Here is an 11,825-nt window from a genome sequence, read left to right as displayed (position 1 = left end):
GAAAAATGCAACTCCATAATTGTCTCTTCGAACTCTTCTTGATTAACCACTTCGAAACCAAATCGCTCAAAAAAGCGTTTCATTACGTCATGACCTTCAACGTAACATATCGAAATAGAAGTAATGCCGTTCAATGATTTTATCTCCTGAATCGCTAAGTCAATCGCTTTTGTACCATAACCTTTTCTTTGTTGACTTACATCGATCAATAGTTGATCTATAAATATTTCGTTTGCTTTCCCATCTCTATAGTTCGGATAATATTGAAGAAAACCGACAGGCTCATCTCCCAAGTAGATACCTCGATTCACATAGTATTCATAGAACTTTGACGCTGCAATAGCCTCCGATGGGAGCGCAACAAAACCCTCCTGCTTTTCTGTAATTTCTAAGTCGATCATATCGACCCAATTGTCTTTGGTAATATTTCTTAGATTAATATCCAAAACATGCACCCTTACTGAAATAGGCTTCTAAAGAATCTATGCAAAATGATGTCTACTTCGGGCTCATGGCGGTTTTTGGTGATCGCGATCCCCTCACCTGAATCATCGCCTCAGGAGACTATCTATTCGTCAAAATCAGTCGCTTGGCCAATAGGTCTAACCCGCCCCGCCCAAACATTTGTCGTTTGAGCATTTTCAATCGATTATTTTGGCCTTCAACCGGACCATTACTGACGTCTAAAGAAATGCCCGCTTTGACGGCATCATAATCTTCGTCTAAGCCCTTAGCAAAACTCTGAAATGCTTTTATTGTCCCATTCTTAGCTTTTTCTAGCGAAGTATCTAGCTGCTTGAGAAGCTGCTGCTGGACAAGGTCTATAGAGTCCTGAGCGAGCCTATTGAGATCGTTCGAAAAGCTCTAAAGCTTAGTGGCACAGAAAAGTCCTAAAGCGCCTGTAGTGTGAGAAATCTCAGTTAGTCAGGTGGCGCTACAGCAGAGATCGCACCTCAAGCTGCAATTCGCCATCCCTGAGATTGTTGCTGCACAGCCCACATCGCTGCATAGCGACCCTGCTGAGCCAGTAGTTCCCGATGGGCACCCCGCTCAATCACCTGACCATCGGCCAAAACAAGAATCAAATCCGCTCCAACTACCGTTGAAAGCCGATGGGCAATCACAATGACTGTTTTATTTTCCACCAGCCGATTGATGGCGGCCTGCACCGCCACTTCACTTTCTGTGTCCAATGCTGATGTGGGCTCATCCAACAAAACAATGGGAGCATCCTTAAGAATGTCGCGGGCAATAGAAATTCGCTGACGTTCACCTCCCGATAAAGCGCTTCCAATTTCACCAATGCGAGTCTCATACCCGTTGGGCAACCGGGTAATAAACTCATGGCAGTTAGCTATACGAGCCGCCGCTTCCACCTCAGCATTGGTGGCGTCCGGTTTAGCCATACGGATGTTGTTGAGAATCGTATCGTCAAATAAATACACGTCCTGAAACACCACCGAAATACACCGCATCAGCTCAGCCGGTTGCATTCGCTGTATATCAATACCGCCAAGGCGAATAGTACCCTTCTGAACATCGGCAAAACGACTAATTAAGCGGGTAATTGTGGTTTTGCCACTGCCGGAAGGACCTACCAGGGCCGTTAGCGATCGCACCGGCAGCTGAAACGATACATCTTGCAGCGCCCATTCAGTTTGCTCAGCATAGCGAAAAGAGACCCGATCAAATTCAATATCAAAACGAGTCGGCTGGGCTAGGGGTTCCTGTACCGGCAGGGGCGGAATCGCCATCACTGTTTCGATTCGCTCCAGGGCAATTTCCATCAGGTCAAAAACACTTGCGTAGGCGACCAGCAGCGATAGGGGTTCGCTAAACCGCATGGCAATCACCACCAGGGCAAACAGGGCGACCACAGACAGGCTGCCCTGCAAAATAAATAGAACACCCAAGCCAATCACCACCATGAGGCCTACTTCCACCAGCGTTGCCATGGTCATCAAGGGGAGATTGGCTAACCGCTGTCCTCGGGCCTGTACCTGACGCTGATGCTCAAGAGCTGTTTGTAAGTGTTGGGATCTCACCCCCACCTGTTTTGTTGCCCGCAGTACCGGTAACCCTTGGGCATATTCCACTACCCGAGACGCGGTTTCTACATCCGCTGCAGAGACGGCCTTAAGAATTCTCTTGCTCAAAGTTCGCACATAGCGATAGATGGGCACTGCTAGGGGAAAACTGACCAACAGCGCCAGTGCCAGCCGCCAATCTATAAACAGTGTTACTAACACAATCACCAGTGGCGTCACTATGGTCTGGAGCACCAGCGTGGTCAGGCTGCCGATCCACATCACACTTTCACTAACATTGCCACTCATGATTACATTGAGATCTCCTGCTCGCCGTCGATTCAATTCCTGTAACGGCATTTGTCGCAGCTGTTTTGCCAGCCGTAAACGAGTGTCATGGGCCACTTTGCTGGAGGTGAGCCAACTAAAGTTCAGTTCTTGCCACCGGATGCATCCTTCAATGAAAACGAGCAATCCAAAAATCACTAGCAGTATCCATACCTGTCGACTGTCAATGGGTTGAGCCGTCAACGTCAGAAGCAGCGGAAAGAATAAAGCAAAGATAATACCTTGGATAATGGAAGCAAGGATGGATAAACGGAGAGTTTTTTGTAGTTGCGGTTTGTAAGGACCAGCAACGGTCATCATGCGAGAGTAGGTTTTGAGCATGGTTTGGGGTGGAAAGACGTTGCATGCAACGTCTGTACATGGTTGAAAGTAACGGTAGGCTGGGTTAAGGAAAGAAACCCAACGTTCAAGAAAAAGTCACGAAACCCAATCTTAGAAATTAGAGCAATTAGAAAAGAAACGGCACCAAGCGCTTTGTTCTCTGCCGATACGCTTGATATTGTTCACCAAATTGCTCTAGCATCATTTTTTCCTCATTGCCCACTCGGAAAAAGTACAGGGTGCCAAAAGTAATTACCCCTGAGAGACCGGCAATCCAATTGGTTAACAATAGCGCTTGGGCAATAGACCACAGCCAAATTGCTGTATACATGGGATGGCGAATGCTTTGATAAATGCCGTTGGTAATTAACGTATGGTCTTCTCGAACCTGTAACGTGGGTGACCAATTTTTGCCTAGGTCATGGTGAGAACGCCAAAATAGATAGAGCGCGATCGCAAATATAACAATCCCTAAAACATTGGCCCAAACCGGCAGGGAATAATTAACAAAATTGAACAACGGTGTAAAAATATAAATCAAAGGCAAAACAAACATTCCCAGCAGAACACATGCTAATAAGCCATTCTCTAGAGGCGTCTTACGATTGTCAATGATGGTATTGCTCTTAATTTCTCGCTGATAAGGTTTGCGGATAACTCCTGTTAAGACAAAGAATACTAAGAAGATGATTTTGAGAGTGAGGGTGTCCATGATTGACCTCTTACTTGCCAATTTTGAGCAGTTTGATGGTGTGACCACAGCCTGGCATAGAGACCATTAGCGGCCACTAACTGATCGTGTTGCCCCAATTCTACTAATTCTCCCCGATCGAGAACGGCGATTTGATCGGCTGTCATAATGGTAGCTAAACGATGGGCCACCACGATTAAGGTTTTGCCCTGGGTGAGGGCGGCAATGGCCTGTTGAATTAAGGCTTCATTTTCAGGATCGGCAAAAGCGGTGGCCTCATCTAACACAACAATGGGAGTATCTTGCAAAATCGCACGGGCAATAGTGATACGCTGGCGTTGACCGCCGGACAGCCGTGCGCCCCGTTCTCCGGTAATGGTGTCATATCCCTGGGGTAATGAGAGAATAAACTCATGGGCCTGAGCAGCGCGGGCAGATGTTTCTACCTCTTTACGGGTGGCATCAGGTCTGCCTAATTTAATATTGTTGTAGATTGTATCGTGCAGTAAAAACGTATCTTGAAAGACAAATGATACCCACGACATCAGCGTGTCAGAGGTCATCTGGCGAACATCAACACCGCCAATTTCAATTGTTCCTGTGGTCACATCCCAAAACCGGGGAATTAACCGTGCCAACGTGGTTTTGCCTGCACCGGAAGGACCCACTAGAGCTGTGACAGTACCAGCAGGAATTGTTAACGACAGATTTTGTAAAGCAGGACGATCATCATCGTAAGCAAACGTGACATTGTTTAGGACAATTGAAGCATTTTGAGGCTGTTGAGGCTGACTTGGCTGGGGTAGTGTTGGTTCTGCCAGGACTTTACCAATGCGCATGGCTCCGGCATTAGCCTGATTGATAAAGTAGGACAGGGTGAAGATGGGCTTAAAGGCTCCACACAGTCGTGGGGCTAGCAACAGAAACACCAACAGTCGTGGAAATGTGAGCGTGCCCTGCAGCATAAACCCTATACCTGCTGCTAAGACAATCACCAGTGTCGGCAGTGGTTCAAATAACAATGTACCTAATTGTCCGGAGACCTGTGTCTGCTTATTCCAGGTCTGTAGCTTGTGGGTAAACTCGTCCAATGCTTGTTGGAAGCGAGCAAAGGAACTACTGCCATCATCAAAGGTGCGCACTACCTGCATCCCTTGAACAAACTCAATGATTACCCCGTTGATATTTTCATTAGCACGATCGTAGGCATCCCGCTGTTGGGCATAGTCTTTTAAGGCCAGACGTACAAAAATCATTCCCACAGGCAACACTGCCAGGGTGATTAATCCCAAACGCCAGTCAGCAACAAACATTGCTACCAGCGCTAACATAGGAGTTGTATAAGCCTGACCGATCAGGGGGGTACTATCCGCTACAAAGACATGGAGTGACTTGACATCATCTTGTACCAGTTTTTTGATTGCCCCTGAGCCTGTGGTAATCACATAGCCCAGGGGGACTTGGGCCAGACGCTCAGTCAGAGCAGTTCGCAGAATCACCTCTAGCTTAAAGGCCGCCATGTGAGAGCTATTGAAAGCGAGAATTCGCGAGGTAAATGCGATGATTATCAACCCTATTGCAATGGCCAGCCAGCGCCAAATCACGCTAATCTCGGGTGAGCCAGAAAGCAGGCTAGCAGCAATGGGTGGAACAGCTAAGAGAGAACCAAGACCGGTGAGAGAGCTAAGGGCAGCGAGAGTGATTGCGATCGCAATTTTGCCCTTAACAGGAGCCATTACGCTCCAGATTCCAGTGGGTGGCTTAACAAAGGGGCGATTTTTTATAAGAATGCCAGTGATAAGTAACTGAACAAACAGATGCGCGGAGACGCAGGGACAAGATTCACCTGATCGCTTAGCCGAATAGGAGACGCGGAGAGAGATACTTTAATCTGAACGTAGTGCTAGTTAGTAATTAAGAATCGTTTTCAATAACTCTTCACTATCATAGCGAAGGTTAATCTGAATGACATTCCCTCAATCTTTTGTAATGTTAAATCCATACCCTGTTATTCACTCTTTCCCTCTCCGTGTCCCCCACTCTCACTACTCAAAACCGCGTCCTCACCTGTACCCCATAGTTCGCTGGTATCCCAAAGGATGCGATCGTCCCAAAGGGAGGAAAGGCAAAGGCCTGATTGATATACTCTTGATCAAAGATATTATTGCCAAAGAGATAGATGCCAGTATTGTCAAACTCATATCCTAGACGAGCATTGACAATGGCGTAGGGCTCTTGCTTGAGGGTGTTGGCATCATCAAAAAACGTAGTGCCCAATCCCTGCAGCTCTAACCGCCCAAATAGCCCCTGGGGACTACGATACTGGAGGGCGAGGTTGTAGGTGACATCAGGAGAAAACTGAAGATTATTGCCCTCCGCATCATCTCCCGTAAAGGGATTGGTAAAGTTAGTAAACTCAGCATCGGTAAGACCGAAGCCAGCAATAATATCAAACCCTATTAAAGGGGTAGCCCTGGCCTCTAGCTCAAAGCCCGTAATGCTCACATCGGCATTGTCAGTAAATGAGTTGCCAATTAGATCAAATTGCAGTACCTGAAAATTATCCACTGGAGTATGAAACAGGGCAAGATTAATCGCTAGACGATCGTCTAGCCAGGAGGATTTCAACCCTACTTCATAATTCCAGGAACGCTCCGCATCAAAGGTGGCTGAGGCCTCATCACCAGGACCTATATTGACACCCGAAGGGCGATAGCCTCGGGTGATACTGCCGTAGGCCATTAGGTCCGAAGAGAAACGATACTCAGCTGCAAAGCGAGGCAATAATTCATTCCCATTTTGTTCAATCTCATCTAGAGAGATCAGAGTTGTGTCTGGCAGACCGGGAATTGTGATAGTCCGCTCGAACTTTTCCAACGTACTGTTGGTTGATTCATAGCGAAGGCCGGTGGTCAGGGTGAGAGCATCAATGGGACGATAGTTTACTTGTCCAAAAACAGCAAATGTGTCGCTGTTGACCTCAGCGTTGGCCACATTGGTACTGCCAGGAGGGAGGGGAAATGTGGGGCCAAATATCGTTGCTATATCATTACCATTGATCAGACCATTATTAACTGAATCAAATTGGTTTGATTCAAAATAGCCCCCCAGTATCCACTCAAACCGTTCTGCTGCTTCGGGAGACTGTAGTCGTAGTTCTTGGCTAAATACGGTGTTTTCTAATGCATCTATAGCTACCACAAAAGCGTCTGCGGCTGTGTAGTCTCCGTCAAATTCAACATCATTTTTGGAAAAGCGACGGTTGGTAATAGAGGTGAAGCGAAAGTCAGGATGGGTATAGGCAACGCGTAACGACTGGTCATTGGAGACCAGATCGGTAAAGCCATCAATATCTTGCTCAGTTTCAAATGGATCAGTATTGAGAATTACATAGGCATTTGCTCCATCTTGGTAGTTATTAAATGAAGCATTTAATGCAATCTCTAGATTATCTGATGGAGTCCATAGCAGCTGTCCTCGACCATTACCGCCAGATTGTTCATTCACCCCATCATCCAATAATGTGTTGCGGAGATAGCCGTCCCGTGAACCATAGTTGCCAGCAAGACGAAAGAACAACTCATCATCAATGATGGGGCCACTGACACTGGCCCTTAAATCCAGGTCATTATAGTTACTGTAGCTAGCCACCCCGCTAAACTCAAAGGTATCGGTGGGTTTGCGGGTAATTAGGTTGACCACCCCCGCCAGGGAGTTTCTGCCGTATAGAACACTTTGGGGACCCCGCAGTACCTCCACACGCTCTAAATCCGGCAGATCAAAATCTATAAAAGACGCAAAATTATAGGGAACGCCATCTACGTAAAAATCAACCGGGTCTCGATTTGAAATCGCAGTGCTATTGGACAGCCCTCGAATGCTGTAAAGCCCAAAAGAGCGATCGCCGCTGGAAAAAAATGTAAAGTTAGGAGTATTGCGAGCAATGTCTTCTAACGACGTAATGTCTGCATCTTCGATTTCCTGATCAGTGATAGCCGTAATGCTAATGGGCACATCTTGGACATCTTCGGGTGTCCTTTCGGCAGTCACAATAATCCGCAGAGTTTCTTCAGCCACAGCCGCTGGCGTTATTGCTAATAGAATAAAAGCTGCTGCACTAACTGCCCCAAGACGATCGGACATGAATTCTCGCACTATTCTATTCCTCACACATAGACCTTTGAACAAAAGGGTTGTTGAGAAATTTAGGCAATAACGGTCTGTAAAACAGCTCCAAGCGGTATTTTTTTAAGCCTGTCCGGTATTTTAGAAATTCCAAATCTCCTAGCTAGCTTGATTTGAGTGCCTTTGGGTTAATTCCAAACTTTTTCTTAAAAGCAGCGGCAAATTTACCTGGATAGTCATAGCCAACGGTCTGAGCTACTTGAGTCACATTCAGCTCACCTAGCTGTAATAACCGTCGTGCTTCTTCCATACGATAGGCATGTAGGTAGCCAAATACGGTCGTATTGAAAATCTCACGAAATCCCTGCTTTAGCTTAAAACTGTTGATGCCAGACTGCTTAGCCAAGGTCAATAAAGATGGCGGATCGTCTAGATTACGAATCAAGATATCCCGAGCCAGATGTATGCAGTCAATGTCGTCCAGCTTAAGCGATTTGGATGCTGGCCGTCGGTCTTCACTCAGCTGATGCAGCTGCAGGGTAATCAGCTCCAGCGCTTTACTTTCCAGATAAAGTTGTTTTGTTATCCCTTGATAGGGACACTGCAGAATTTGCTGGAGAGCAATGGTCATTGCTGGAGTTATTGTTATTGTTAACCATGATTTTCCAGTCTGATGGCTGGAAAACGTCTGGTGCAAAAACGATTGCGATGAGTCGGATAGCTCTGTCGATAGAGTGTTAATAAGCTCGGGCCTTATCGCTATTTGAACAAGGGAAACCGTTTGACCTGAGTCTACTGCAGTTGTAGACTGCATATCGCCTTGAAAAAAGGCCATATGGGTATCACGGGCATGGGCATGGGCATCTATTTCTTTAGCTCTACCAAATGGTTTTACAGTGAACCCGCCGGACATAGAAAATGAAAATCCAAATAACGGCTCCATCTGGCTTTTCATTGTGAAATTAAAATTCTCTTGAAAGTTCCATTCGGTTAAGGTTAGGGCAAGATAATCTCTTAGATGAAATGAATGGTTAGACCATTTGCCAAAGGATTTATCAAGGGTCCATATGGTCTCGTTATCATTTGCCCGATAATGTTCGCCAATTTCTTGCTGCTCAGGTTGCTGTTGCAGCTCTGCCAGCATTTCTTCAAGATCGCTATCGTTAAGGAAGACTTGGCCTGACATGATAACTGACTATTAAGACGTGCGATCGCGCGGGAGCAATCGCGCCCTATAGCTTGGATAATTTATACATAAGTAATTCTACGTTATTGAAATTAATTGTCAATAGTCTGCGATGTTTGTTCCTCCAATAAAGCAATGGAGCGACTATATAGGAACGCGTTGAATTGGGGACAGGGGGATGCGGAGAGCGCTGCTTGAGAAAGATCTTTGTGTCTCCCCTTTCCGCGTCTCCGTTTCCCCCTGTCTCCCTGTCCTGCCCTACTTCAAACGTTAAGCTTAACCCACTAATAGGGTTTAACTGGGATGGGAAACATCAGGCACAATCTCAAAACTGTTTGCGCTAAGGGCAGAGGCTTCAACATTCTGCAACACTGCCAAGGTTTCGCCGGTACTGGTAACGCCCAGCAGAGTATTGTTACCGTCCTGAGCCAGACTAAGGTCAGCAAATACCAATTCACCCTCCACTAAGCCGATGCGGTCAATACCTACCTCAAAATCAAGAATAGTATCGGTCCCATCGCCATTACCAAAGACAAACAAGTCGCTGCCGCTGCCGCCAGAGTCATTATCGCCTACGAGGATATCGTTGCCAGTGACCCCCATTAGGATGTCATCCCCGGCATCACCCCAAATGTAGTCATTCCCGGCATCACCACTGAGGATGTCGTTACCCGCTTTGCCACCGATGCGGTCGTTACCGTCGCCACCAAAGATGATGTCGTTACCGCCAGGTTCACCAGTTTGACCATCGCGGGAGTTGCGATCGCCCCGTAGCACATCGTCACCGCCGCCGCCTGTGATCACATCGTTGCCCAAATCACCGGCCACGGTATCATCACCGTCACCAGCATCAAGGGTATCGTCAGCATCGGTACCTACCAGCGTTTGACCCGGTTCAAAATCACCGCTATTGATTATGTCGGCGGGCACATTTTGCAAAATAGCTAACACATCGTCTGTACCGGCTAGAGCGATAACAGCATCTGCGCTCTGCTGGGTAATGGTTAAATCGCTAAAGTCAAGAATACCAGAAAAGTCTAAATTAAAGCCGACTAGCTCAAAACGATCGCTAGCATCATAGTTCGTAATCGTGACAACGCCCTCGCCAGCGCCCAGTCTAAAGGTGTCGCTACCGTTGCCAGTAGTAACGGTGGTTTGACCAATAGATACCAGAAAATTACTCTGGTTAACAATGGTATTCACCGTGTTGTTTCCCTCACCCAGGTCGAGAATATTATTACCAGCACCGGCATGGACAATATCATCACCGCTGCCCGCTGTAACGACATCATCTCCAGCTCCGGAGGTAATATGATTATCTCCCTCACCGACATCAGCTATAAGGGCACCCTTGACCAAATTGACCGTATCATTGCCCCCACCGGCTATGACGATAGTAGACCCATCACTGGCTGCCACAAAATTGTTGCCTTCACCCAAATCAACGATGCCGCTGCCGATGCTCACAATATCGTCACCGTCGCCCGTAGTTACAATTTGGTTAACGCCGCGAGCCGTTAACGTATCATTGCCAGCACCTAGAGAGAAGATATTATTATCGCCGTCAACTACTAGCAGATCGTCTGCAACAGTCCCCTCAAAGGTTTGATTGCCCCCTGGTGCAGGTATATCTACATCGGTGCCAACTTCAACCTTACCGAAAACACCATCTCCTGGATTGTCTCCTATATCATTACCCGCAGCAAAGTAAAGGTCATTAGTTTCACCCAAACTGCCGCCATTACCAAAGACCAATCCCCAGAGACCGTCAATAACAATGGGGTCACCGTTATTATCCCGCAGATAATCAACCGCTGCTTGCGTATCGGGGTCAAAGGCCACAATGGTACCATCCCCAAAATTAGACACCAGCAGCATATTGCTGTACTGGCCAAAATCATCGGGGGCCGCAACAAATCCCCAAGGAGCATTTAACAGCCCTTCATCATCCCAGGTAGTAATCAAGTTACCCTCCAGGTCAAACTCAGCAATTCTGCCCAGGCTGGGTTCAATCACTTCATCGCCTGGAATGGCCGGCGATGGAATCGCATAGGCAATAAAGAGAGAATCATTAATGGTCTGAATATTGTAGGGGGCATACCCTTCATCAAGAAACGGATTAATAAACTCAAAATCATCCGTAATCTCAGTAAAGTTGGCATCATAGACTTCAATCCCTGGCGTAGGCCCAAAATCAACCACATATAGACGATTATGGCTTTCAAAGTTGGTAATTGCCACCCCGTAGTAGATGGATTGTCCCAGTTTATCCACCACCACTTCAGACTCTAGAGACCGATCAATGGTACCGTCATCATTTCTACGTTCAGTCCAGGCTGAGATACCGCCATCGCTAGATACAAAGATAAACTTACTGGGAGCGGTGATGTCACCATTGGGATGCTCCTGGGTGATAACAAAATCACTAGAGCCATTAAACACTTGTCCCGTTGGTCCAGACAGTTCAAAGGGATTAAATGGAGTAGGAGTAACCTCTACTACCTTGAGACTGTCCTGGAATATAGGAACACCGCCAACATCTCCGACATATTCGGTCACGGTACCGGTACCGGAATTGTTGATCCAAAAGTGACCACCCAGTCCCGCCGGACGAATAGCAATTCCCCAACCTAGACTGACGTAAGGATCTAGCAGTTGAGGATTGTTATCGGGATTATTGGACACTAAATTAGTGACCACATAGCTTGAGTACACTGGAAAGTAAGTTTTCTACCGTTTTAGAGAGTCTTATCTTCTCGAATTTTGACATAATGCTTCTGAAATTTATCGCGTGCGGCCTCAACTGAAAATTGCCAATGGATGCGGATACGCTGGTCATGCCGTTCTTGCACCAAGGCGAGCACCGCTTGCTCTAATTGGTCTTGTGTGGGAATGCGCTGATGCAAACAGCCTCTAGCCAGTGCCGAAAACTCGATCTCAATCATATTGAGCCAACTGGCTGACTTTGGGGTGTAGTGAAACTCAAACCGTTGGGCAAGGGCAAAGGCCTCCTCAGCCGTCAGGTATTCATAGAAAGAACTGACATTATGGGTGTTGAGATTATCCTGCACAACCTGGATTTTGTCCGCATTAGGATAGCGCGCAGCTAAGGCTTGAAAAAACAGAG

The 11,825-nt window shown here is 46.9% G+C and carries 8 protein-coding genes and 1 pseudogene; all 9 read right to left on the bottom strand.

Annotated elements, in window-relative coordinates; genetic code table 11:
* Positions 1 to 446, bottom strand: a 446-nt coding sequence (locus N836_RS65950) for a GNAT family N-acetyltransferase (protein WP_031293974.1), incomplete at its 3' end; no start/stop codon positions are given.
* A 118-nt stretch (positions 447 to 564) separates the two neighbouring features.
* A pseudogene (locus N836_RS74925) lies at positions 565 to 840 on the bottom strand (transposase); the annotation flags it as partial.
* 113 nt (positions 841 to 953) lie between these two features.
* Complete coding sequence (locus N836_RS65945) at positions 954 to 2,696, bottom strand: ABC transporter ATP-binding protein (protein WP_023075737.1); 1,743 nt, start codon at positions 2,694 to 2,696, stop codon at positions 954 to 956.
* 127 nt (positions 2,697 to 2,823) lie between these two features.
* Positions 2,824 to 3,408, bottom strand: coding sequence for a protein-S-isoprenylcysteine O-methyltransferase (locus N836_RS65940; RefSeq protein ID WP_023075736.1), 585 nt, complete (start codon positions 3,406 to 3,408; stop codon positions 2,824 to 2,826).
* Positions 3,375 to 5,123, bottom strand: coding sequence for an ABC transporter ATP-binding protein (locus tag N836_RS65935; RefSeq protein WP_023075735.1), 1,749 nt, complete (start codon positions 5,121 to 5,123; stop codon positions 3,375 to 3,377). Before N836_RS65935 ends, N836_RS65940 begins: the two co-directional genes overlap by 34 nt.
* Before the next feature lie 313 nt (positions 5,124 to 5,436).
* Positions 5,437 to 7,530 carry a TonB-dependent receptor gene (locus tag N836_RS65930; RefSeq protein ID WP_023075734.1) on the bottom strand — a complete coding sequence of 698 codons (2,094 nt, stop codon included), beginning with the start codon at positions 7,528 to 7,530 and terminating at the stop codon, positions 5,437 to 5,439.
* Positions 7,531 to 7,675: 145 nt separating this feature from the next.
* Positions 7,676 to 8,698 carry a helix-turn-helix transcriptional regulator gene (locus N836_RS73850; protein WP_023075733.1) on the bottom strand — a complete coding sequence of 341 codons (1,023 nt, stop codon included), beginning with the start codon at positions 8,696 to 8,698 and terminating at the stop codon, positions 7,676 to 7,678.
* Between the two features lie 294 nt (positions 8,699 to 8,992).
* Positions 8,993 to 11,398, bottom strand: coding sequence for a TIGR03118 family protein (locus N836_RS73845; RefSeq protein ID WP_023075732.1), 2,406 nt, complete (start codon positions 11,396 to 11,398; stop codon positions 8,993 to 8,995).
* A gap of 38 nt (positions 11,399 to 11,436) precedes the next feature.
* A partial coding sequence (locus N836_RS65920; RefSeq protein WP_023071803.1) for a transposase occupies positions 11,437 to 11,825 on the bottom strand: 389 nt, incomplete at its 5' end.

The organism is Leptolyngbya sp. Heron Island J (genome assembly GCF_000482245.1).
In the GTDB taxonomy this organism is placed as follows: domain Bacteria; phylum Cyanobacteriota; class Cyanobacteriia; order Phormidesmidales; family Phormidesmidaceae; genus Leptothoe.
This window is presented reverse-complemented; position numbering and strand designations above follow the sequence as displayed.